General features: G+C 63.2%; 21 protein-coding genes. 13 read left to right on the top strand and 8 right to left on the bottom strand.

Features of this window, described 5'->3' with window-relative positions; genetic code table 11:
• Positions 1–52: 52 nt before the first annotated feature.
• Genes QMG84_RS07150 through QMG84_RS07135 form a run of 4 tightly spaced genes read left to right on the top strand, consistent with a single transcriptional unit; the run spans position 53 to position 2,537 of the window.
• The gene (locus tag QMG84_RS07150; RefSeq protein WP_281931430.1) at positions 53–457 is read left to right on the top strand and encodes a hypothetical protein; all 405 of its coding nucleotides are present in this window, start codon (positions 53–55) and stop codon (positions 455–457) included.
• 5 nt (positions 458–462) lie between these two features.
• Positions 463–1,212 carry a 3-deoxy-manno-octulosonate cytidylyltransferase gene (locus tag QMG84_RS07145; RefSeq protein ID WP_434085978.1) on the top strand — a complete coding sequence of 250 codons (750 nt, stop codon included), beginning with the start codon at positions 463–465 and terminating at the stop codon, positions 1,210–1,212.
• A gap of 11 nt (positions 1,213–1,223) precedes the next feature.
• The gene (locus tag QMG84_RS07140; protein WP_202072840.1) at positions 1,224–2,087 is read left to right on the top strand and encodes a prephenate dehydratase; all 864 of its coding nucleotides are present in this window, start codon (positions 1,224–1,226) and stop codon (positions 2,085–2,087) included.
• A gap of 15 nt (positions 2,088–2,102) precedes the next feature.
• A complete protein-coding gene (locus QMG84_RS07135) occupies positions 2,103–2,537 on the top strand; it encodes an HIT family protein (RefSeq protein ID WP_202072565.1) in 435 nt (144 codons plus the stop codon).
• A 163-nt stretch (positions 2,538–2,700) separates the two neighbouring features.
• Here QMG84_RS07135 and QMG84_RS07130 read toward each other — a convergent pair whose 3' ends face one another.
• Positions 2,701–4,221 (bottom strand): DEAD/DEAH box helicase, encoded by a 1,521-nt coding sequence (locus QMG84_RS07130; RefSeq protein WP_202072564.1) that lies wholly within the window; start codon positions 4,219–4,221, stop codon positions 2,701–2,703.
• A gap of 271 nt (positions 4,222–4,492) precedes the next feature.
• A complete protein-coding gene (locus tag QMG84_RS07125) occupies positions 4,493–4,702 on the bottom strand; it encodes a hypothetical protein (RefSeq protein WP_202072563.1) in 210 nt (69 codons plus the stop codon).
• A gap of 442 nt (positions 4,703–5,144) precedes the next feature.
• Between QMG84_RS07125 and clpS the strand changes: the two genes are divergently transcribed.
• Positions 5,145–5,495: an ATP-dependent Clp protease adapter ClpS gene (clpS, locus tag QMG84_RS07120; protein WP_202072839.1), complete on the top strand. Its 351-nt coding sequence runs from the start codon at positions 5,145–5,147 to the stop codon at positions 5,493–5,495.
• A 15-nt stretch (positions 5,496–5,510) separates the two neighbouring features.
• Positions 5,511–7,943, top strand: coding sequence for an ATP-dependent Clp protease ATP-binding subunit ClpA (gene clpA, locus QMG84_RS07115; RefSeq protein ID WP_281931428.1), 2,433 nt, complete (start codon positions 5,511–5,513; stop codon positions 7,941–7,943).
• Between the two features lie 186 nt (positions 7,944–8,129).
• On the opposite strand, the gene QMG84_RS07110 is transcribed toward clpA, so the two are convergent.
• Both QMG84_RS07110 and QMG84_RS07105 read right to left on the bottom strand, forming a co-directional pair.
• A complete protein-coding gene (locus tag QMG84_RS07110) occupies positions 8,130–8,522 on the bottom strand; it encodes a type II toxin-antitoxin system MqsA family antitoxin (protein WP_281931426.1) in 393 nt (130 codons plus the stop codon).
• Positions 8,523–8,571: 49 nt separating this feature from the next.
• Positions 8,572–8,889, bottom strand: a complete 318-nt coding sequence (locus tag QMG84_RS07105; protein WP_281931424.1) for a type II toxin-antitoxin system MqsR family toxin — start codon at positions 8,887–8,889, stop codon at positions 8,572–8,574.
• 331 nt (positions 8,890–9,220) lie between these two features.
• On the opposite strand from QMG84_RS07105, the gene QMG84_RS07100 reads away from it, so the two are divergent.
• Both QMG84_RS07100 and QMG84_RS07095 read left to right on the top strand, forming a co-directional pair.
• Positions 9,221–10,387 carry a glycosyltransferase family 4 protein gene (locus QMG84_RS07100; protein ID WP_281931423.1) on the top strand — a complete coding sequence of 389 codons (1,167 nt, stop codon included), beginning with the start codon at positions 9,221–9,223 and terminating at the stop codon, positions 10,385–10,387.
• Between the two features lie 12 nt (positions 10,388–10,399).
• Positions 10,400–11,671, top strand: a complete 1,272-nt coding sequence (locus tag QMG84_RS07095) for an O-antigen ligase family protein (protein ID WP_281931421.1) — start codon at positions 10,400–10,402, stop codon at positions 11,669–11,671.
• Here the strand turns inward: QMG84_RS07095 and uvrA are convergent.
• The 3 genes from uvrA to QMG84_RS07080 form a co-directional block, all read right to left on the bottom strand.
• A complete protein-coding gene (gene uvrA / locus QMG84_RS07090) occupies positions 11,628–14,630 on the bottom strand; it encodes an excinuclease ABC subunit UvrA (protein WP_281931420.1) in 3,003 nt (1,000 codons plus the stop codon). The genes QMG84_RS07095 and uvrA overlap by 44 nt on opposite strands.
• A gap of 128 nt (positions 14,631–14,758) precedes the next feature.
• Positions 14,759–15,166, bottom strand: coding sequence for a hypothetical protein (locus QMG84_RS07085; RefSeq protein ID WP_281931419.1), 408 nt, complete (start codon positions 15,164–15,166; stop codon positions 14,759–14,761).
• A 308-nt stretch (positions 15,167–15,474) separates the two neighbouring features.
• Positions 15,475–16,425 (bottom strand): AIM24 family protein, encoded by a 951-nt coding sequence (locus QMG84_RS07080; protein ID WP_281931418.1) that lies wholly within the window; start codon positions 16,423–16,425, stop codon positions 15,475–15,477.
• A gap of 127 nt (positions 16,426–16,552) precedes the next feature.
• On the opposite strand from QMG84_RS07080, the gene dctA reads away from it, so the two are divergent.
• The 5 genes from dctA (at position 16,553) to QMG84_RS07055 (ending at position 21,573) form a co-directional block, all read left to right on the top strand.
• Positions 16,553–17,815 (top strand): C4-dicarboxylate transporter DctA, encoded by a 1,263-nt coding sequence (dctA, locus tag QMG84_RS07075; protein WP_281931416.1) that lies wholly within the window; start codon positions 16,553–16,555, stop codon positions 17,813–17,815.
• A gap of 296 nt (positions 17,816–18,111) precedes the next feature.
• Positions 18,112–18,636 carry a single-stranded DNA-binding protein gene (gene ssb / locus QMG84_RS07070; RefSeq protein ID WP_281931414.1) on the top strand — a complete coding sequence of 175 codons (525 nt, stop codon included), beginning with the start codon at positions 18,112–18,114 and terminating at the stop codon, positions 18,634–18,636.
• A 100-nt stretch (positions 18,637–18,736) separates the two neighbouring features.
• Positions 18,737–18,970 (top strand): hypothetical protein, encoded by a 234-nt coding sequence (locus tag QMG84_RS07065; protein ID WP_202072554.1) that lies wholly within the window; start codon positions 18,737–18,739, stop codon positions 18,968–18,970.
• Between the two features lie 99 nt (positions 18,971–19,069).
• Positions 19,070–20,656: an OpgD/OpgG family glucan biosynthesis protein gene (locus tag QMG84_RS07060; RefSeq protein WP_281931413.1), complete on the top strand. Its 1,587-nt coding sequence runs from the start codon at positions 19,070–19,072 to the stop codon at positions 20,654–20,656.
• Positions 20,657–20,673: 17 nt separating this feature from the next.
• A complete protein-coding gene (locus QMG84_RS07055; RefSeq protein WP_281931411.1) occupies positions 20,674–21,573 on the top strand; it encodes an FkbM family methyltransferase in 900 nt (299 codons plus the stop codon).
• A 210-nt stretch (positions 21,574–21,783) separates the two neighbouring features.
• Here the strand turns inward: QMG84_RS07055 and QMG84_RS07050 are convergent, their stop codons facing one another.
• Positions 21,784–23,103, bottom strand: coding sequence for a glycosyltransferase family 4 protein (locus QMG84_RS07050; RefSeq protein ID WP_281931410.1), 1,320 nt, complete (start codon positions 23,101–23,103; stop codon positions 21,784–21,786).
• Between the last annotated feature and the right edge of the window lie 101 nt (positions 23,104–23,204).

Here is a 23,204-nt window from a genome sequence, read left to right as displayed (position 1 = left end):
TAAAGAGACCAAAAAACGCGCGCCCCAGACGCGCCCGCTTCGGAGGAAATAGATGACTGCTCATGGTTTGCGCCTGTCCATCGGGCTCGTGACCGCTTTGGCGCTCGCTGGTTGCGGCGATCACCAGCCCGGCGACGCCACCGGCGCGAAAGTGTTGCGCAACATTCTCGAGAAGAATGGCGTCGGCGCCAAGATCGTCTCCTTCAAGAAGGTCAACGCGCGCGAGGTCAATCACGACAAGGTCGACGCCTTCGAGCTGATGTACGAGGCGGAAATCCAGTTCCCCGAAGGCTTCGAGGCCAAGTGCCGCGAAGAGCACGAGCGCGGAAAATGCGCCTTCCTCGGCCTCGATGAGGATCGCACCTTTGCAAAAGCCGAAGTGCATACGAGCGAAGGCACGCTGCATTTCGTGAAAACCGACAAAGGCTGGATGGCCGAAGACAACAACGTCTACTGAGTCTCTTGGAACCGCGTGCGCTTGTCGTGATCCCCGCGCGGCTGGGCTCGACCCGGCTGCCGGGAAAGGCGCTCGCCGACATCGGCGGGCGGCCGATGGTGGTTCACGTCTTGTCGCGCGCCATCGAAGCGGCGCTGGGCCCCGTCGTCGTTGCGACGGATTCGCAGGAAATCGCGACAGTCGTTCGGGCCGCCGGCGGCGAGACTCTGCTTACGACGGGCGCGCATCTGTGCGGCAGCGACCGCGCCGCCGAGGCGCTGCGCGCAATCGACCCGGAGGGCCGATACGACTCTGTCGTCAACCTCCAGGGCGACAACCCCTTCCTTCCGGAGGACGCGCTTGCGGGGGCTTTGGCCCTGCTCGATGACCCGGTCGTCGACATCGGAACGGTCGCCGCGCCCGCCGCGCCGCAAGAGGCCGACGATCCGAATGCGGTCAAGCTTGTTGGAACGCATGTCACGCCGCGCCGCCTGCGCGCGCTCTATTTCACCCGCGCCCGCGCGCCCTGGGGCGAAGGGCCGCATTACAAGCATATTGGCGTCTACGCTTTCCGCCGCGCCGCGCTGGAGCGCTTCGCGTCGCTTGCGCCGTCTCCGCTCGAGCTGAGCGAGCGCCTCGAACAATTGCGGGCGCTCGAGGCGGGAATGCGGATCGACGCGACTGTGCTGGACAAAACGAGCCCATCGGTAGATACCGGGCGCGACCTCGAAGCCGTGCGCCGAGTTTCCTCGTCCCGAGGGATGAGCGAATCGTGAAAGTTCCGCAAGTGAACCAGTTCATCGCTTATCAGGGAGAGCCCGGCGCGAACTCCGACATCGTCTGCCGCGAAGCCTATCCCGACCTCACCCCCCTCCCCTGCGCGAGCTTCGAAGACGCCTTCGCGGCCGTGACCGAAGGCCGCGCCGCGCTCGGGATGATTCCGATCGAAAATTCGATCGCCGGCCGTGTCGCGGACATTCATCATTTCCTGCCGCATTCGGGCCTGCATATCGTCGGCGAGCATTTTCTGCCGATCCATTTTCATCTGATGGCGCCCAAAGGCGCGACGCGCGAGGGATTGCGCGCCGTCTACAGCCATGTCCATGCGCTCGGTCAATGCCGCCGCGTGATTCGCGATCTCGGGCTCGTCGCCCATACGGCGGGCGACACCGCCGGCGCCGCGCGCGAGGTGGCGGAATGGAACGATCCCACGAAAGCGGCGCTGGCGCCGCGGCTTGCGGCCGACATCTACGGTCTCGACGTGCTCGGCGAGAATGTCGAGGACGAAGCGCATAACACGACGCGCTTCGTCGTGCTGTCGAAGACGAGCCAATGGGCGCCCGTCAATGGCGGCGCGACGATGACGACTTTCATCTTCCGCGTGCGCAACGTGCCCGCCGCCCTTTACAAGGCGCTCGGCGGCTTCGCGACGAATGGCGTCAACATGACCAAGCTGGAAAGCTATATGGTCGGCGGCGAATTCGCGGCGACGCAGTTTCTCGCCGATGTCGACGGCCATCCCGAGCAGCCGGCCCTCGCCCGCGCGCTGGAGGAGCTGCGCTTCTTCTCGAAGGAAGTGGAGATACTCGGCGTTTACCCGGCGGCGGCGTTCCGCGTCACCAATATCCGCGCCTTCGAATATGGGGACTGACCAGGGGGAAGAGACATGGCCGCCGCATATGATCCGAACAATATCTTCGGCAAGATTCTGCGCGGCGAGATCCCCGCGCACAAGATCTATGAAGACGACGTCGCTCTTGCCTTCATGGACATCATGCCGCGCACCGAGGGCCATACGCTGGTGATCCCCAAAGAGGGCGCGCGCACGCTCGTCGATGTGTCGCCGGCGACGCTCGCGGAACTGATCAAGCGCGTGCAACATGTCGCCAAGGGGCTGCAGGCCGCCTTCCAATGCGACGGCCTGACCCTGCATCAATTCAACGAGAGCGCTGGCGGACAGGTGATCTACCACCTGCACTTCCATCTGCTGCCGCGCTGGGATGGCGTCTCCCTTCGCCCGCCGGGAACGATGGGGGATAACGACAAGCTTGCGGAGCAGGCTGAAAAGATCAAAGCGGCGCTGACGCCGTTTGTGGGTTGAGGGTCAGCCCTCATCCGACCCCTGCTCACGCAGGGGCCACCTTCTCCCGCAAGCGGGAGAAGGGGTCACACCCGTTAATTGGTGATCCAGTAACCTAGGGCTCTTCCTTCTCCCGTTTACGGGAGAAGGTGGCCCTCGCGTTAGCGAGGGTCGGATGAGGGCCTTACTCCTCCACCACCTTCGCCGGCCGCAGCGTCACCGGCCGCAGCAGGAAGGATGGCACATGGTCGCCCAAGCCAATGACGGGCGGGCCGTCGTCCTCATGATGGCGGCGCGGGCGCCGGTCGCGGCGATCGTCCATTTGCGGGCGCGGGCGCGTCGGTTCGGCGTCCGGGCGCCGGGGCGCATGCGCCGGGCGGCCCATGGCCACCGGACCTTCGGCTTCGACCCGTTCGACCCGTTCAACGCGCGCCGGACGCTCGGTCCGCTCCGCACGCTCGCCGCGCTCGGCCCTGCTGCGGCCGCGCTCCGCCCCACGCTCGCGGCGCCCGCCGCGTTCGCTTCTACCACCGCGGCGATGCTCATGCCCGTGCGATGTCTCCATGGGCGGCGGCAGCTCGTTGAAGCCCGGCCCTTCCCAGTCGATCGCCTTGCCGATCAGGCTCTGGATCTGATCGACATATTTGGCGTCGTCCTCGGTGGCGATCGTGATCGCAACGCCCGAGCGGCCCGCGCGGCCTGTGCGGCCGATTCGATGCACATAGTCTTCGCTGTGCGTCGGCACGTCGAAATTGAAGACATGGCTGACGTCCGGAATATCGAGGCCGCGCGCCGCGACATCCGAGCAGACGAGCAGCGACACGTCGCCGGTCTTGAAGGCGTCGAGCGAGGCCATGCGGGCGAGCTGGTCCATGTCGCCATGCAACGCGCCGACCGAGAAGCCATGCTTCGCGAGGGAGCGATGCAGGATCGCCACGTCGCGCTTGCGGTTGCAGAAGATGATCGCGTTCTTGAGGTTTTCGGCGCCGCGGATGAGATTGCGGAGCGTTTCGCGCTTGTCGGCGTGGCCATGCGAGGCGACGAGCGCCTGGCGGATCGTCGAGGCCGTGGTGGAAGCGCGGGCGACCTCGATCCTGACCGGATTATGCAGGAAGGCCTCGGTGAGGCGGGTGATCTCAGGCGGCATGGTCGCCGAGAAGAAGAGCGTCTGGCGGGTAAAGGGAACGAGCTTGCAGACGCGCTCGATGTCGGGGATGAAGCCCATATCGAGCATGCGGTCGGCTTCGTCGATGACGAGAATCTCGATGCCTGTCAGCAGCAGCTTGCCGCGGTCGAAGAAGTCGAGAAGGCGGCCCGGCGTCGCGATCAGCACGTCTGCGCCGCGCATGATCTTGGCTTCCTGATCGCCGAAGGCGACGCCGCCGATGAGCAGCGCGACGTTGAGCTTGTGTTGGGAGCCGTATTTATTGAAGCTTTCCTCGACCTGCGCCGCGAGTTCGCGCGTGGGTTCGAGAATCAGCGTCCGGGGCATTCGGGCCCGGGCGCGGCCCTGCTCGAGGCGGCTGAGCATCGGCAGGGTGAAGGCGGCAGTTTTGCCGGTGCCGGTCTGGGCGATGCCGAGGATGTCACGGCCTTGAAGCGCCGGCGGTATGGCCTGCGCCTGGATGGGCGTCGGATTGGCGTAGCCTGCCGCTTGCACGGCCGCGAGAACCTTTTCCGAAAGGCCCAATTCGTTGAATGTCATCAATTATCCTGGTTACGGCTTACGAGAGCGGGAGGCCGCTGCGCGCCAGCCGATCGAAAAGCGCGCAAGATGTCCTGAGAGAGGGCGCCGTCATCGCCGCGAGGACGGAAGAGCTCGCATACCATCGCCGCAAAGGAGCGGGGGCGAGAGCCTCAGCCGCATGCTTGGAGAACAAATGGGCAGATGTCAATGAATTTGCGAGCCCTCGAACGAATTTTCTCGGTCATGGCCACGACAAACCGTGCAATTTCGTAAAAAAACCGCCCAAGAATTATCTTTTTGGCTGCTCGGCGCCGCCGCAAGGCGAGACCGGCGCCGGCCCGGGCAAGGGAATCGTCGCCGTGGTCACGCCATCGACGCCCACGCTCCGCACGATCGAATAGGCCTGCGCCGGCGGCGGCTCGAGATTGCGCGCCACATTGCGCATGGATCGCTCATAGGCAAGCCTTGAAAACTCGTCACTATCTACGAGTTTCGACATGAGCTTGGCTCCCACGACGCTGCAAAAAAAAGCAACGGCGGCGACAGCGGCGAAGTTCCGGAAAGATCCGCTCCAGGAGAATGACCGGGCGGTATCATTTTTGTCGAATCTGGACATGGAAGCGCCTGTTTAGGATCGCGCCCTTCTTTGCCGCGATATGGTAAATATCCCGTTCACGACAGCCTTTGGCCAGCCGGGCGGCTCCTTGCCTCTTGCCAAGGCCCTCACGAAGCAGAATGCTGTGAGGGATCGCGCCCCCGCCTTCGATTTTTGTTCGAGCGGCCGCGGCAAAGAAATTGCTCCATGCGCCCCTGAAAGACCATTTCATGGGACCTACATGGAAAGGACCGGGGACGAGACGGACGTGGCGGCGTTGACATCTATCCAAACCCAACAGGCGATTTCCCGGCCGGGCCCGGCCCCTTTTTGGGGCGGCAAGCCGCTGGGCTTGCCTCTGAGGGCCGGCAAAGAGCCAAAGAAATCAGGCGACGGCGGCTCCGCTGGCACGGCGCTCATCACGCGCACCCGCCAGCAGACGCGCCGTCCGAATATGTACCGGGTATTGTTGCTCAATGACGATTATACGACACAAGAGTTCGTTGTGATCGTTCTGCGTAAATACTTCAACAAATCTGTCGAGGAAGCTACGCGCATCATGCTGCACGTCCACAACCATGGCGTCGGCGAATGCGGTGTCTACACCTATGAAGTCGCCGAAACGAAGGTCACCCAAGTGATGGATTTCGCAAGGAAGCATCAGCATCCTTTGCAGTGCATCATGGAGAAAAAATAGAGAGGCTCGCAGCATATGCCGACGTTCTCGCGCAATCTGAAACAGACCCTGGACCGCGCCCTCGCCTCCGCGCGCGAGCGTCATCACGAATACGCCACCCTCGAACATCTGCTGCTAAGCCTGATAGAGGACGCCGACGCCTCCGCCGTGCTGCGGGCCTGCTCCGTCGATCTCGAGCTACTCGCCAAGAATTTGCGCGACTACATCGACCGAGAACTCGACAATCTGGTCAATGAGGACGCCGATGAGTGCAAGCCGACCGCCGGCTTCCAGCGCGTAGTTCAGCGCGCCATCATCAGCGTGCAATCCTCCGGGCGCGAGGATGTGAGCGGCGCAAATGTGCTCGTGGCGCTCTTCGCCGAGCGCGAGAGCCATGCCGTCTACTTCCTGCAGGAGCAGGATATGACGCGCTATGACGCCGTGAACTACATCAGCCACGGCATCGCCAAGCGCCCCGGCCTTTCCGACCAGACCCGCGCCCCGCGCGGCGTCGAGGAGGATGGCGAACGCGCGGAAGGGCGCGAGACCCGCGACGGCGAGAGCCGTAAGAAAGAGGGCGCGCTCGAGGCCTATTGCGTCAATCTGAACAAAAAGGCGCGCGACGGCCGCATCGACCCGCTGATCGGCCGTGAGGCCGAGGTTTTGCGCACGATTCAGGTCCTCTGCCGCCGCCACAAGAACAATCCGCTCCTCGTCGGCGACCCCGGCGTCGGCAAGACGGCGATCGCCGAAGGCCTGGCGCGCAAGATCATCCAGGGCGAGGTTCCGGATGTGCTGGGCAACGCCACGGTCTTCGCGCTTGATATGGGCGCCCTGCTCGCCGGCACGCGCTACCGCGGCGATTTCGAGGAGCGCTTGAAGCAGGTCGTCAAAGAGATCGAGAACCACAAGGACGCGATCCTCTTCATCGACGAAATTCACACCGTCATCGGCGCCGGCGCCACCTCGGGCGGCGCCATGGACGCCTCCAATCTGTTGAAGCCCGCGCTCGCCCAGGGCGTGCTGCGCTGCATCGGCTCGACGACCTATAAGGAATACCGCCAGTATTTCGAAAAGGATCGCGCGCTCGTGCGTCGCTTCCAGAAGATCGACGTCAATGAGCCGTCGATCCCGGACGCCATCGAAATCATCAAGGGTCTGAAGCCCTATTTCGAAGAGTTCCACAAGATCCGCTACACCAATGACGCTTTGAAGGCGGCGGTGGAGCTTTCGGCCCGTTACATTCACGACCGTAAGCTTCCCGACAAAGCCATCGACGTGATCGACGAGACCGGCGCGGCGCAGATGCTGCTCGCCGAGAACAAGCGCAAGAAGACGATCGGCCTCAAAGAGATCGAGGCGACAATCGCCACCATGGCGCGCATCCCGCCCAAGACCGTCTCCAAGGACGACGCCGAAGTGCTCGCCCATCTCGACGAGACGCTGCGGCGCGTGGTCTACGGTCAGGAGAAGGCGATCGGCGCCCTCACCTCGGCGATCAAGCTCGCGCGCGCCGGCTTGCGCGACCAAGAGAAGCCGATCGGCTGCTATCTCTTCTCGGGCCCCACGGGCGTCGGCAAGACAGAGGCCGCGCGCCAACTTGCCACTTCGCTCGGCATCGAGCTCGTGCGCTTCGACATGTCGGAATATATGGAGCGCCACACGGTGAGCCGGCTTATCGGCGCGCCTCCCGGCTATGTCGGCTTCGACCAGGGCGGCCTGCTGACCGACGCAATCGACCAGCATCCGCATTGCGTTCTGCTACTCGACGAGATCGAGAAGGCGCATCCCGACCTCTACAATATTCTGCTGCAGGTCATGGACCACGGGAAGCTCACCGACCACAACGGCAAGACGATCGACTTCCGCAATGTCATTCTCATCATGACGACCAATGCGGGCGCGGCCGATCTCGCCCGCACGCCGATCGGCTTTACCCGCACCCGCGCCCATCTCGACGACAGCGAGGCGATCAACCGGCTGTTCGCGCCGGAATTCCGCAACCGTCTCGACGCGATCGTGCCCTTCGGCCATCTGCCGGTGGATGTCATCAAGCGTGTCGTCGACAAATTCATCATGCAGCTCGAGGCGCAGCTCGCCGACCGCAACGTCACTATCGAGCTCACCGATGAAGCGCGCGGCTGGCTCGTCGAGCACGGCTATGACGAGGCGATGGGCGCGCGGCCGATGTCCCGCGTCATCCATCAGTCGATCAAGACGCCGCTGGCCGACGAGGTGCTGTTCGGCCGCCTCAAGAATGGCGGCGCCGTGCGCGTGGTGGTCGTCGGCGACGACAAGGGCGAGAAGAAGCTCGGCTTCGTCTTCCCGGAAGGCCCGGTGCTGCCGCGTCCCGAGCGCGACATTATCGAAGCCGGCAAGAAGCGCGCGAGCGCCGACGAGCCGGAAGCGACGGCCGGTGGCCCCGAGTCGTCGGAGCCCGATCAGAAGCCGGCTTCGGTGCGCAACTGAGGCTAGCTTGAGCGTCGTCCCCGACGCTTCGCGTAAGCGAAGCGTCGGGGATCCAGAGCAGCGCAGCTTGGCTCTGGTTTCCGGTCGAGAGTCTTGCGAAAGCATTTACGGGCGGTCGGACTGTTCGCCCGTCCTTGCCATTTGCTGCAGCAAAGCTACGAAATTGCCTCAGTCAAAACTGCCCCATTAATCGCCCGCGCGGAGTTCGCCGAACGAAGGCGGGGAGGCCGGACGCGGCCGTGCAGACAGCACGGCCAAGCCCGAAGGGTCATGATCGAGCAATGCGAGCGCACTGCCAATCGCACGACTGGGCAGAAGATCGCCCGCCTCGTATTTTTGGAAGGCGCGCGGCCCGCCGCCGATTAGCTCGCCGGCTTGCTCTTGGGTCAACCCCAGCTTGGTACGAATGCGCTTGATCTCCTCCGGCGAAGGCAAGCCCTCTCTCTCGGCTTTGAGCCGATTAAGGGCGCGGTCGGACACCTTCATGTCCTCGCCCGTGTGGATGCTTTCGCCGGACTCCTCACAATACCAGCCGGGCATGTCGAAGGTGATGCTCGCGCCTTTGTAGTCGAGGGTCATGGGACGCACCCCGCGCTGCATCGGCGCTCCCGTCGTCGGACAGACTGGATTAGTCATTGTCTTTCTCCTTGAACGACAGCAACAAAAATTCCGTCACGGCGTCGGCCGTGAACTTGATGTAAAGCGCGCCGACCGGCGAGGGCACGTGATAGACGTCCTGCCAAATCCGATGATCTGCGTAAGAGGTCATGGATTTGTAGAAATGGTCGCGCTGCATGGTCTGAATCGTTGCGGCGATGTCCACTCGGCCGAAACCCAAGGCCGCAGCGCTCCGCACAGCCGTGCCCGTAGCATTGAGCTTATCGGCGTCCCCGCAAGCCAACTTAAAAGCTGCCAAATCGTAGGTCGGCTTCCGCTTTTCATTCATACGGCGTTACACCATAATGGTGTTCAGTCAAGGCAATTATCGTTCCGCCTTCACGCGCGGCCCGCTTTTGCAAAGCAGCCTCGGCAAGCGCTTCGCTGCCCGAATGCTGGGCCACTACGCGCCCACGCGAACCCATAGAGCAAATGGTGATCGAAATCCTCAATAAGGTGAGGAATGACAGTGGCTATGAAGAGCAAAAATTCCTGCAGCGGCGCCCGATCCTCGGGCGCCGCTAACTTATTCTTAAGCAAGAAGCAAAATAGTCGCTTGGGGCGAAAATGGGCGACTCTGCTGAGCGGCGCGATAAAGCAGAGGGAAAAGGACATCCCTGGTGCAGCAGTCCGCGGAACATTCGGCAGCGCCGCTACGCATTGTGCATGTGTTTCGCGCCCCCGTGGGCGGCCTGTTTCGCCATGTGCTCGATCTGACGCGAGCGCAAATCGCGCGCGGCCATGCGGTCGGCCTGATCGCGGACTCGACCACCGGCGGCGCGGCGGCTGAAAAACAATTCGCCGAACTGCTCCCCAAGCTTTCTCTCGGCGTCATGCGCCTGCCGATCCACCGTTTGCCGCATCCCTCCGACCTTGGGGCCGCCATCGCGATCAACAAGCGCATCGCGGCGTTGAAACCCGATGTCGTCCATGGCCATGGCTCGAAGGGCGGCGTTTATGCGCGCGCGAACGGCTTGTTCTCCGGGGATAATAGCCCCGTCCGCATCTACACGCCGCATGGCGGAAGCCTCAATTACGAGCCCGGCTCTCTCAGCCATCGCATCTTCATGGCGATGGAAGCCTTGCTTGCCACGCGCACCGACGCGCTGTTGTTCGAGAGCGCCTTTATCGCCTCCCGCTTCGAGGCGTTCGTCGGCAAGCCGAAGGGCCTCGCGCGCATCATTCCCAATGGCGTTTCCGAGGACGAATTCGCGCCCGTGCAACCGCGGGCGGACGCCGTGGATCTGCTTTATGTCGGCGAGCTGCGCGACGCCAAAGGCATCGACACGCTGATCGACGCCATGGTGTTGCTGGGTCGACGCGGCCTGACGCCACGCCTTCTGCTGATCGGCGGCGGGCCAAATAGAGCTGCGCTCGAACGCCAGGCGCAAGAGGCCGGTCTGGCGGACAGGATCGTTTTCGGGAGCCCGCGGCCCGCGCGCGAGGCTTTCGCTTTGGGGCGCGCGATGGTCGTGCCGAGCCGCTTCGAATCCCTACCCTATATCGTGCTGGAAGCGGCGGCGGCGGGCGTTCCGCTCGTCGCCACCAATGTAGGCGGCGTGCCGGAAATCTTCGGGCCCTATGCAGATCGCCTCATTCAACCCGACAACCCGGAAATCCTGGCGGACGCTCTCGCGCGTCTCCTCTCCCAACCGGCGGAGACGCTCCATGAGGAAGCGCGGGCGCTCTCGACTTATGTCGCCTCGCGGTTTTCGGTCTCGCGCATGGTCGACGATGTTCTGCAAGGCTATCGCGACGCCATTGCGGCGCGGGCCGCAGACCGCTGAGAGTCGCAACGGATGATAGACGCCGCCGCGCAAAAGACCGGCTTGGTCGTCAACTACCAGCGCCTCGTCGACGTCGCCGTCTTTATATTCGTGGCTTGCGGCGCCATCGCGATCATCGAGCCCTCGCCCTATGACTTCGCCTCGCTCGTCGCCATGCCGCTCTGGTTTCTCGGCGGCTTTTCGATCAACCGCAGCTTTCTCGTCTTCGCCTTTCTGATCATCGCCTATACGATTATGGGCTTTCTGGCGCTCATTCCCTATTGGGACAGCGCCGATTCATCACTCTACCAGTATCAGTCGGCCTATCTCGTTCTCACCGGCCTGTTCTATGCGCTCTTCATGGGCAATGAAACGAACCGCCGCGTGGGTTTATGTCTTAATGCTTATATCGCTGGCGCGCTGATCGCGTCGATCGCCGGCATTCTTGGCTATTCCGGCATCCCCGGGTTTGGCGAAGGCGTTTTCCTGCATGCGGGCCGCGCCTCCGGCACGTTCAAAGACCCCAATGTTCTCGGCTCCTTTCTCGTGCTGCCGATCGTCGCTCTGGCGCACCGGCTGATTGTCGGACCAACGCGCAGCGTCATTCTCACAGGCGCGATGCTGCTCGTCGTTTTCCTCGGCATGTTTCTGTCTTTCTCGCGCGGCTCCTATGGCGCGACGGTCGTCGCTTTCGTTCTGATGCTCGCCTCCGTCTTCGTCAGCTCGACAAACAGGAAGATGAAACGCCGGATCGTCATGGCGGCATTCGGCGCGGTGGCGATGATCGGCGTCGTGATCGCCGTGGTTCTCTCAGTCCCCGAGACACGGGAATTCTTCTCCCAGCGCACCGCCGCCACGCAAGACTATGACGAAGGCTCCACCGGCCGTTTCGGCAATCAGCTCCGCTCGATCCCGATGTTGCTCGACCGTTTCATGGGGTTCGGGCCGCTGCGTTTCCGTCTCATTTTTGATCTCGAGCCGCATAATTCCTATGTCGGCGCCTTCGCCAACAATGGCTGGCTCGGCGGCTTTCTCTTCTTTCTGCTCGTCGGCGTGACAGTCTTCATCGGCTTGCGGCTGATGTTTACGCTCTCGCCCGCGCAGCGTCAGGCGCAAGCCGTCGTGCCCGCGGCGATCGGCCTGTTCCTGCAAGGCTTCCAGATCGATGTCGACCACTGGCGCTTCGTCTTCTTCATGCTCGGCGCCGTCTGGGGCCTCGAAGCGCAGCGGCAGAGGTGGGTCTACCGAGGCCAGGAGCCCCTCACCCCACCTTCGCGCCCCGCCGCGCCGGCTTCTTCTCGCTGACGAGCGGCCGCCGCGTCATCACTTCCGCCAGATAGCGGCCGGTGTGGCTGCGCTTTTCCTTGATGATGTCGGCGGGCGGGCCCGCCGCGACAATCTCTCCGCCGCCGTCGCCGCCCTCCGGCCCCATATCGATGATCCAGTCGGCGGTCTTGATCACCTCCAGATTATGCTCGATCACGACGACCGTATTGCCCTGCTCCACAAGCTCATGCAGCACTTCGAGCAGTTTCGCCACATCGTGGAAATGCAGGCCCGTCGTCGGCTCGTCGAGAATATAGAGCGTCCGACCCGTTGAGCGGCGCGACAGCTCCTTCGACAGCTTGACGCGCTGCGCCTCGCCGCCCGAAAGCGTCGTCGCCTGCTGCCCGACGTGGACATAGTCGAGGCCGACGCGCTTCAAGGTCTCCATCTTGTCGCGGATCGACGGCACGGCCTTGAACAGCGTCGCCGCTTCCTCGACCGTCATGTCGAGCACATCCGCGATCGATTTTTCGCGATATTTCACTTCCAGCGTTTCGCGATCGTAGCGCTTGCCCTTGCAGACGTCGCAGGTGACGTAGACATCCGGCAGAAAGTGCATCTCGATCTTGATGACGCCGTCGCCCTGACAGGCCTCGCAGCGCCCGCCCTTCACATTGAAGGAGAAGCGCCCCGGCGCATAGCCGCGCGCCTTTGCCTCCGGCAGGCCGGCGAACCATTCGCGGATCGGCGTGAAGGCGCCCGTATAGGTCGCGGGATTGGAGCGCGGCGTGCGGCCGATCGGCGATTGGTCGATGTCGATGATCTTGTCGATATGCTCCAGCCCTTCGAGCTGATCGAAAGGCGCGGGAACCTCATGGGCGTTGTTGAGGCGACGCGCGATTGCCTTGTAGAGCGTTTCGATCACGAGCGTCGACTTGCCGCCGCCGGAGACGCCCGTCACCGCAGTGAAAAGCCCCAGCGGAATTTGCGCGTCGACATCCTTGAGATTATTGCCGCGCGCGCCGGAGAGCTTGAGCCAACGCCCCGGCGTCGGCTTTCTCAGCTTGTGAACGAGCCGCACCTGCTTCTCGCCGGTGAGATATTGGCCGGTCAGCGAGACAGGATTGTCCATGATCTCCTGCGGCGTTCCCTGCGCCACGATCCGCCCGCCATGAATGCCGGCGCCGGGGCCGACGTCCACCACATAATCAGCGGCAAGTATCGCGTCCTCGTCATGCTCCACGACGATGACGCTGTTGCCGAGATTGCGCAGCCGGCGCAGCGTATCGAGCAGGCGGTCGTTATCGCGCTGATGCAGGCCGATCGACGGCTCATCGAGAACGTAAAGCACGCCTGTCAGTCCCGAGCCGATCTGCGAGGCGAGACGAATGCGCTGGCTCTCGCCGCCCGACAGCGTGCCGGAATTGCGCGAGAGCGTCAGATAATCGAGGCCCACGTCGACAAGGAAGGTCAGCCGCTCGCGAATTTCCTTCAGGATGCGGAAGGCGATCTCGTTCTTCTTCTTGTCGAGTTCGCCCGGAAGTTTAGTGAACCACTCGAGCGCCATGCGCACCGAGAGTTCGGACACCTCGCCGATATGCTTGCCGGCGATCTTCACCGCGAGCGCTTCCGGCTTCAGGCGGAAGCCTTCGCAGGCAAGACACGGCGTCGCCGACATGAAGCGCCCGATCTCCTCACGCGCCCATTCGCTATCGGTTTCGAGAAACCGCCGCTCCAGATTGATGACGACGCCCTCAAAGGGCTTCTTCACGTCATAGGCGCGGAAGCCGTCCTCATACGAAAACTTGATCTCCTCCTTGCCGGAGCCGAAGAGAATGACGTTCCGCGCTTTCTCGGGCAGGTCCTCCCAAGCGCTGTCGAGGCGGAATTTGTAGTGCTTTCCCAGCGCTTCGAGCGTCTGCATGTAATAGGGCGAAGAGGACTTCGCCCAAGGCGCGACGGCCCCTTTGCGCAAGGTCAGCTTCGGATTGGGCACGACGAGATCGGCGTCGACCTTCTGCTCGCAGCCGATGCCGCCGCAGGTCGGACAGGCGCCGAACGGATTGTTGAAGGAGAAAAGCCGCGGCTCGATCTCAGGAATGGTGAAGCCCGATACCGGGCAGGCGAATTTCGACGAGAAGACGATATGGCCCGGCGCATAATGGGTCGAGACATTGGCCGCCGCCTGCGCGAGTTCCGCGCTGGCTTTGCTGTCGGCGAATTCGATCACCGCCAGCCCGCCGGCGAGATCCAGCGCCGTTTCGAAACTGTCGGCGAGGCGCGACGACATATCCTTGCGGACCACGATGCGGTCCACGACCACGTCGATATCGTGCTTCAACTTCTTATCGAGCGGCGGCGCGTCGGCGATGTCGTAATAGGCGCCGTCGATCTTCAAACGCTGAAAGCCGCGCCGGGTGAATTCGGCGATCTCTTTCTTATATTCACCCTTGCGGCCGCGCACGACGGGCGCGAGCAGATAGAGCCGCGAGCTTTCCGGCAAAGCGAGCACGCGGTCGACCATCTGCGAGACCGTCTGGCTCTCGATCGGCAGGCCGGTGGCCGGCGAATAAGGCACGCCCACGCGCGCCCAGAGCAGGCGCATATAGTCGTGGATCTCCGTGACCGTGCCCACGGTCGAGCGCGGATTTTTGGAGGTCGTCTTCTGCTCGATGGAAATGGCCGGCGACAGCCCGTCGATCTGATCGACGTCGGGCTTCTGCATCATTTCCAGAAACTGGCGGGCGTAGGCCGAGAGCGACTCGACGTAGCGTCGCTGGCCCTCGGCGTAGATGGTGTCGAAGGCGAGCGACGATTTGCCGGAGCCCGACAAGCCCGTGAACACCACGAATTTGTCGCGGGGGATCGTCAAGTCGACGTTTTTGAGATTGTGCTCGCGGGCGCCTCGGATGGAGATGGTCTTTTCGTCGGCCGCACGTCTGGCGGCGTCGAAGGTCTTCTCTAGCGTCTGCGCGGATTTCTTGCTGGTGCTCGCCATTTGCCGAAGGCTGGTAGAAACGCGGGAAACGTTAATCTAAGCGCTGCCGGGGACAAACGCCACTTGTTGCGTTGCGGAAATCGCAGACGATGCGCAGGGCCCCCTGAGCTGCGCCCGGCAGAAAAGGGTCAATGGACGCGAAGCGTCCAGCGGTATTTCGCCGGGCGGTCGTTCGCGTCTCGGGACATCATGGATGCGCCATAGGACAATTTGAGCGTGTACGTCCCTGTTTCCGGCAGGGGGTAGGGACCCAATTCGAGCTCGTCCGTGCCGTCGCCGCTGGGAAAGACCAAATTTTCATGCGCGATGGGGTCGCCCCGCAGGGTCGCAACCTGACCGGCGCGGGCTTCGAACGCCGCGGCGCAGCCCGGCTTGGCGGATGACAACATGCAGGAGAACGAGATCGTATCCGAACCCCGCTTCATTTTCAAAATAAGCGGGCATTTTTCATTGCCGGGCTGACAGCCGGCACCATGAGCCACGCCGGAGAAGAAAACGCCGGCGCCCAACGCAAATATCAGCTCGATAGGTTTCATTTGGGCCTCAAACGGGTGAGTAAAAAATGCCGTTCATAATTTGCTTCGTCGATCAGGCTCGCCCAGCCAAACTTCCCCTAGAGGGCCACCAAATGCACACCACGTCATGGCCGGGCTTGTCCCGGCCACCCACGCCGCGCAAACCACGGCGACCGCTGGGCGTACATCGACGCCCTGCCTAAACTTATCATTCACGACCACGCGTCCAGTTAGGACTGTGCCCCTCGGCGTGGGTGGCCGGGACAAGCCCGGCCATGACGCTCCCGAAATCTGTGGCTCCCCTAGCCCTGGGAGGACAGTTAGAGACGTCAGGCGTCGTCGCCGCCGGAACCCGACGAGTCGCCCCAGGAGCCGAACGACGACGAGTCCCCCGACGATCCGCCGGAGCCCCCGCCCCAGCTATGGCCCACGCCCACCTCGGCATGGGCCGGCGCGCGCGACAGGATTTGGCCGGCAAGCCGAGAAACTGGCATGGATTGCAGCCAGACGTGGCCCGGCCCGATCAGCCGCGCAAAAAAGAAGCCCTCGCCGCCGAAGATCATGGATTTGATCCCGCCGACGGGCACAACGTCGAAACTGACCGTCGCGGTCTGCGCGACGAGGCAGCCGGCGTCGACGTGAATCTCCTCCCCCGGCGCGAGCTCACGCTCCACCACCATGCCGCCGGCGTGGACAAACACCCAATCCTGCCCGGCGAGGCGCTGCATGATGAAGCCTTCGCCGCCGAAAAGCCCGGTCATGATCTTCTTCTGAAAGGCCACGTCGATCTTCACGCCCTGCGCCGCCGCGAGGAAGGTCTCGCGCTGGCAAAACAACTCGCCGCCATAGCGGTCGGGACGCAGCGCCAGGATCTTGCCCGGATAGGGCGCCGAGAAGGCGACGCGCGCCGGGCCCCCGCTCACATTGGCGAAACGCGTCATGAACAAAGTCGCGCCCGAGAGCACCCGCTTGGCGCCGCCAAGGAGCTTGCCGAAAAAGCCGGTATTCTGCTCGCTGCCGTCGCCGAAGATGGTCTCCATCGAGACCGCCGCATCCTTGAACATCATCTGGCCGGCCTCGGCGATCATCGCCTCGCCGGGACGCAGCTCGGCTTCGAGGAACTGCAGCTCATGGCCCTTGATCTCGAAGGCGAGCCCCTCGCCCGCCTGCAGCGCGGGCTCGGCGGCGCTCCATTGCGTCAGACCGCCGCCCCCGAGAAAGGAGCCGCCGCCCTGGATACCCTGCCCGAGAAATGAGGTCTCATTATCGCCCGCGCTCATGCGCTCCTCCCGTTGGAATCTGGCTGAATCTTAGCGACGCTCCCGCCTGCGAACAATCTTCCAACGTGGACGCGCTCGGATTTTGCCGCCATAAGCGCGGCCTATAGAGGCTGCGCCAGAGACCGGCATGAAGAAACCCCTTCACCACCTGCTCTACGTCCAGGTCCTCGTCGCGATTGCCCTCGGGGCGCTATTCGGCTGGCTCGCGCCGGAGATCGCCGCCGCCGATTGGGTGAAGGCGCTCGGCGACGGTTTCGTGAAGCTCATCAAAATGGCGATCGCGCCGATCATCTTCTGCACAGTGGTTTCAGGCGTCTCGCACATCGAAGACGCCAAGAAAGTCGGCCGCGTCGGCGTCAAGGCGCTCCTCTATTTCGAGATTGTCTCCACCTTTGCGCTGGCGATCGGGCTTCTGGTCGGCAATCTGCTGCAGCCCGGCACGGGTTTCGCCGGCAAGCCCGACGCGGCGGCGGTCGCGAAATATACCGAAGCCGCCGCCAAGCACAGCGGCGTCGATTTCCTTCTCGACATCATCCCGGAGAGCGCCATCGGCGCCTTCGCCAAGGGCGATATTCTTCAGGTGCTGCTTTTCTCCCTGCTTTTCGGCTTTGCGCTACTGTCGCTCGGCGAGAAAGGGCGGCCGATGCGCCATTGGGTCGACGACGCCGGCCACGCCATGTTCGCGCTCATCGGCATCGTGATGAAGGCCGCGCCCATCGGCGCCTTCGGCGCCATGGCCTATACGGTCGGAAAATACGGCTCGGCGGCGCTTCTGTCGCTGGGCGGCCTGATCGGCGCCTTCTACCTGACGTCGGCGCTTTTCGTCGCCATCGTGCTCGGCGTGATCGCGGCGGCGGTGGGCTTCAACATCTTCCGTTTCCTGGCCTTTCTCAAAGACGAGCTGTTGATCGTGCTGGGCACGTCTTCTTCCGAAAGCGCCCTGCCCGCCTTGATGGAGAAGCTCCGGCGCCTCGGCTGCTCCCAATCCGTCGTCGGCCTCGTCGTGCCGATGGGCTACAGCTTCAATCTCGACGGCACGAATATCTATATGACGCTGACGAGCCTGTTCATCGCGCGGGCCATGGGCGTCGAGCTGGATTTCACCCATCAGGCGACGATCCTTGTCGTCGCCATGCTGACCTCCAAGGGCGCGAGCGGGGTCTCCGGCGCGGGCTTCGTGACGCTGGCCGCGACGCTCACCGCCGTCGATCCCTCGCTGGCGCCGGGCATGTCCTTCGTGCTGGGGATCGACAAATTCATGAGCGAATGCCGCGCGCTGACCAATTTCATCGGCAATGGCGTGGCGACGATCGTGGTCTCGGCCTGGGAGGATGAACTCGATCGGGAGAAGCTGGCGGCGGAGCTGGCGCCCTCATCCGACCCCTGCTGACGCAGGGGCCACCTTCTCCCGTAAACGGGAGAAGGGAGAGCCGCCCAAGTTTTGGATCACAGATCTTTCAACACGTCTCCTTCTCCCGCGCGCGATCGCACTTGCGGGAGAAGGTGGCCCTCGCGTAAGCGAGGGTCGGATGAGGGCGCTTGCGCCGACGCCTGTCGGATGCTAGAACAAAAAAAGAACATGAGCCCGGCGGCGCCGACGCATCATCTGTGGACAAATGATTCCCGCGCGCGAGATAGGCAAACCGTTGCACTAGAGTGCTCCGCAGAAAGCAAGTGGAGAGAGACATGGCGGGTAGCGTGAACAAGGTCATTCTGGTCGGCAATCTGGGCCGCGATCCGGAAGTGCGGACCTTCCCGTCAGGCGACCGCGTCGTTTCCTTCTCGCTCGCGACCACCGAGTCCTGGCGCGACAAGAGCACGGGCGAGCGCAAGGACCGCACCGAGTGGCACAATGTCCAGATCTTCAACGAGGCTCTGGGCAAGATCGCCGAGCAATATTGCCGCAAGGGCGCCAAGATCTATCTCGAAGGCCAGCTCCAGACCCGCGAATATACGGATAAGGACGGCAATCAGCGTCGCGTGACCGAAGTCGTCGTGCCGCGTTTCCGGGGCGAGATGACGCTGCTCGACAGCAAGGGCGGCGGCCGCGGCGAGGGCGATTACGAAGGCGGCGGCTATGGCCAGAGCAGTGGCGGCGGCTCCTTCGGCCGCTCCTCGCCCATGGAGCGCGCGCCCGCCGAGCGCCGACCGGCTCCGCCCGCGGGCGGCGGTCGCCTTTCCGATCAGCTCGACGACGATATTCCGTTCTGAGCCGCTGGGAGCGATGCGGAGAAAGGGCGCGGTATTGCCTCGCGCCTTCCTTTGATATAGCAGGGCTTACGCGGCGCCGCGCCGCCATCGAGAGCCGGACATGAGCCAGAAGCCGATCAACTACCTGCACCTTTCCACGCTGGTCGCCGTCGCGATCCTCGTCGGGACGGAGCTTGTCGGCGCATCCTGGGCGGCTGGCTGGGCGCTCGGCGGCCTGTTCCAGCTCGACCCGATGATCAGCCGCGGCATTGAGATCGTCTTCGCGGCTTTTGGCCTCATCGGCCTCTATTTCTTTATGAAGACCGCGATCCGCAACGAGCCGATCCGCGGCTGAGCGCGCCCAAGCCCTCGTTGAAGCGTCGAGCGTTCCGCCCAGAGAGCGCCGCATTGCGACGCCATAGGCTCCTTGGTTTTCGTCGATAGGGAACTTGAGATGATCGAGAAGCAGGACCGCCGTTCCTTCCTCAAAGTCGCGGCCGCGACGAGCGCGCTCGGCGCCGTCGGCGCCCGGCCGGCCGAAGCCGCGGCGTCGCGCATCTCCAATGTCAAGCTCGGCGAGCCCACGCCCTTCTCCTACGAGGCGCTGAAGCAGGAAGCGCAGCGGCTCGTGAAGGAGCCCTATCGCAAGCCCAATATCCCGGCCCCGGAAATCACCTCGCAGATCGACTACGAGAAGTGGGGCCACATCACCTACAATACCGATCACGCGCTCTTCGCCGACACGAAGGAGCGATTTCCGATCGAGTTTTTCCATCTCGGCATGTTCTTCAAAAAGGCTGTGCGTATCCACGCCGTCGAAAACGGCGTGGCGCGCGAGGTGCTTTACGACACGAGCTATTTCAACATGCCCGACGATTCCATCGCGCGGCAACTGCCGCCGGGGGCGGGCTTCGCAGGCTTCCGAATCCAGGAATCCAAGGAAGGCCCGCTCGACTGGAAGAAGAACGACTGGGTCGCTTTTCTCGGCGCCTCCTATTTCCGCGCCATCGGCGAGTTGCGGCAATACGGACTTTCGGCGCGCGGCGTTGCGCTCGACACCTGGCAGGCCGGCGCCAGCGAGGAATTCCCCGACTTTACGCATATCTATGTCGGGCCGGAGACCGAGGATGGCGTGGTGCTCCACGCGCTGCTCGAAGGCCCCTCGATCGTCGGCGCCTATAAGTTCCTGATGACGCGCGGCAAGGGCGTCGTGATGGACATCGACTGCGCGCTTTATCTTCGCGGTAAATTCACCCGCTTCGGCATTGCGCCGCTCACCTCCATGTATTGGTTCTCCGAGACTGTGAAGCCGACTGCCGTCGACTGGCGTCCGGAGGTGCACGACTCCGACGGCCTCAGCATGTGGACCGGCGCCGGCGAGCGCCTGTGGCGACCGCTCAACAACCCCTCGCGCGTCGTCGCCTCGGCCTTCGGCGACGAAAATCCGAAGGGGTTCGGCCTGATGCAGCGCGACCGCAGCTACGACCATTACCAGGACAATGTCTTCTACGACCGCCGTCCGAGCGTCTGGGTCGAGCCGAAAGGCGACTGGGGCAAGGGCGCGGTGCAACTCATCGAGATCCCGACCGACGACGAAATCCACGACAATATCGTCGCCATGTGGGTTCCCGATAAGCCTGCTGTCCCCGGCGCCGCCTTCGAATTTTCCTACCGCCTGCACTGGCTGGCCGACGAGCCCTACCCCGCCGGCCTGGCGCGCTGCGTCGCGACGCGGCTCGGCAATGGCGGCCAGCCGGGCAAGCCCCGGCCCAAGGGCGTGCGTAAATTCATGGTCGAGTTTCTGGGCGATCCGCTCGCCAAGCTCCCTTATGGCGTGAAGCCCGAGCCCATTCTCTGGGCCTCGCGCGGGACCTTCTCCTACATTTATACTGAAGCGGTTTTCGACGGCGTGCCCGGCCACTGGCGCGCCCAGTTCGACCTCACCGTCGACGGAACCGATCCGGTGGAGATGCGCCTCTTCCTGAAGAACGGCGATAAGGTGATCTCGGAGAACTGGCTGTATCAATATCACCCGTTCTGACGGGCGGAGGGGCGGAAATGACGACGCTGGGGGAGCTCGGAAAGAAATACGATGAATGGCGGCGCAAGGCTTTGCCGCAATCCGTCAATGACGCAGACTGGCGTCACGAGGAGACCCGAGCGCGCCTCATCGAGATAAAGGATTTGCTGCTCCCTCGTTTCCCGCAGAGCTCTGCGAGCGGCACGCGAGCGCTGCAGGATGAATTGCGCGCAACGCTTCGGCTACTGGAGCCACAAAAAGCGATCGGCGTCGCCAAGGCGCGGGTCGGCTCGGCTGGCGACGGCGGCTATGTCCAGCTCGACGATCTTACCGGCGTGATCCACGCTTTTTCCTTTGGCGTCTGTGACGACGACGCCTGGGATCTCGCAATGGCGCAGGCTGGCGTTCCAGTCGAGCAGTTCGACCACTCGGTCGAAAACGCGCCTTCCTCGCACCCGCTTCTGCGCTTCCACCGCAAAATGATCGCGGCCCAGCCTGGCCCGGACAGCGAGTCGCTTGCGGCGCTCGTCGCGGAATTCTCCAAGAGTGACACGCCCGACCTGTTCTTGAAAATGGACATCGAAGGGTGGGAATGGGAGGTCTTCGACGCAACTCCCGACGAGCTTCTGGTCAAGCACGCGCAGATCGTGTGCGAGTTTCACGACCTCTCGCAGCTCGCTTCGCCGCAATTCTATTTTCGCGCCAAGCGCGTCCTCGAAAAGCTGCATCGCCTCTTTGCCGTGACGCATGTGCACGCCAATAATTGCGTCCCCTATAATCTCATCGCGAATATTCCGCTTCCCGATGTTCTGGAAATCTCCTTCGCCAGCCGCGCGCGCTATCGTTTCGAGCCGAGCCAGGAGACCTTTCCGACGCCCCTGGACGCCCCCTGCTCGCCGGACAAGCCTGATTACATTCTCGGGGCTTTCCGCTTCTGATACGAGGTCCGCTTAATCGTTTCAGCGTCATTCCCGACGCTCCCGCCGTTCGGACACACAGGAAATCACCGCCGTCATTGCGAGGAGGCGGAGCCGACGAAGCAATCCAGGGCCGCATCGCCGCCCTGGATTGCTTCGCTTCGCTCGCAATGACGGGCTCTGAGTAAAGCCAGCGCTCTTGTGGCTCTGGATTCATTATATGAGACGCGATCAACCGAGGCTGCGCTGATAGCAATCCTCGCGCAGCATCCTCATCAGCTCGGCAGCCGAGTCGCTCCAACTCGATGGGGGGATAACCGGCGCGTGTTTTTCCGCAGCAAGCATTTGGCGAATCCGCCCGACGAGGCTCCCCGCGTCCAGAAGATCGAAATAACACGCAGCGTCGCCGCCGATCTCCCGAAACACGGCAATGTCGCTGGCGATCACGGGCGCGCCGAAATGCGCCGCTTCGACGAGCGGCAGGCCGAAGCCTTCGGCCATGGTCGGCAGAACCACCGCGCGGGCCTCGCGGTAGAGAAAAGCCAAATCGGCGTCGCTGGCGTTGTCGAGCCAGAAGAGCCGGCGCCCCTTCTCGCGATGCCTCCGCAACCTGTCTTCGAAAGCCGCGGCGTTCCATCCCGGTCGGCCGACGATGATGTAATTCGCCTCGAGCCCCTCCGCCCAGAGTCTTTCGAAAGCCTCCAAAGCCACCGGATAGCCTTTCCGGGTTTCCACTGTCCCGACGCTGAGAAAAAACGGCGCGCGCCGCGCGAGCGCCTCGATCGACGGCGCGGGCGCTTTTTTGTCCTCTTGCTTGAAATCAGCGCCGAGGCGCCACCATCCCAGCTTCATCCCGTCCCGCGGCTTGCGCTCTAGCCCTTTCACATAGGTGGCGAAACGATCCGCGACGCTCTTCGAAATGGCGACAATGGCGTCGCAATCCAGCAGAACGCGATGCGTCCAGGCTTCGAAATTCGCGATCAGCGTGTGCGTGTAAAGCGTCGGATAAAGCAGCGGGAAGAGATCGTAGAGGCAAGCGACGATCTTTCCGCCCCGCGCCCGAAAATCCTGCAGGAGCTGCGCGTAATCGTCGAGCCGGTTCCAGCCGGCGTCGAGAAGCAGCAATATGTCGCCCTCTCGGCACTCGATCGTTTCGCCCCCCTCCCCGCAAGCCGCCACGAGCTTTCCGTCCTTCACAACGACGGGAAGACCGAGGCCGAGCGCTGCGGCGTTGACGGAAATCTCCTTGACGACGCGCTGGATGCCGGTCGCCTTGCCGCTCGCCACGAGATCGGTCGCGTCGATGAGAATACGCGGCCCCGGCTGGAGCTGCACGGCGGCCGGAAAGATCGGCGCGCGAAATGCGCTGGACGCATTCGCCACATTATCGCGCTTCAGCAGTCTCGAGACGGTCCAGTACAATTCGCGAAAGCGCCGATAGACGATACGTGTATAGGGGTCCATCTCATAGGCGCGCAGAAAGCATTCTTCCTCGAAGACCTGGCGCCGAAGATAATCGTCGATACGATTCTGAGCGTCGAAATCCGTCATGCGCCAACCTTCCGAAGGATCGGCCCCGCATAAGCGCATCGGCCGCCATTTGCAATCGCGGCCCAATAGCGCAGGGTTCCGCATTCGGGTTAACGTGCTCC

This window comes from Methylocystis iwaonis (assembly GCF_027925385.1).
GTDB classification, from domain to species: Bacteria; Pseudomonadota; Alphaproteobacteria; order Rhizobiales; family Beijerinckiaceae; genus Methylocystis; species Methylocystis iwaonis.
This window is presented reverse-complemented; position numbering and strand designations above follow the sequence as displayed.